This is a genomic window from Pseudomonas sp. SIMBA_068, assembly GCF_046534705.1.
GTDB classification, from domain to species: Bacteria; Pseudomonadota; Gammaproteobacteria; order Pseudomonadales; family Pseudomonadaceae; genus Aquipseudomonas; species Aquipseudomonas putida.
Map to the genome: position 1 here is coordinate 1 of NZ_JAWRYI010000154.1, position 354 is coordinate 354.

A 354-nucleotide genomic window follows, 5' to 3' on the forward strand; every position below is an offset into this window, starting at 1 on the left:
GATCATGCAGAACGTCAGCGTCTAGATGCTGTACATCCGTATCGGCTCCGCGCTCGAACAACTGCCGCAGTACCGTACTCAGCGCGGCTAGATCCGGCTGCCCTTTCTGCCGCAAATTCTCATCCAACGCCACAAACTCTGGGCGTTTGCCAATCGGGAAGCAATCCGCAATGTGTATTTCTTCATTGTGCAGCAACTGCTGCGAACGGTCTCCCACCACCGTGATCGCGCTATAACGCGGATCAGCCTGGGAGGTCATCAAATAGATCTGCTGCTCGCTAAAGTCCTGCACTTCATCGACAAATACGCTCTGATAGAAAGGGGCCTCGCGCAGGCTGGTGGGGAGCGTGGCTG

At 55.9% G+C, this 354-nt stretch carries 1 pseudogene; it reads right to left on the minus strand.

From position 1 onward, the window contains the following. Positions 1-354, minus strand: a pseudogene (locus tag SB756_RS28615) (hypothetical protein); the annotation flags it as partial.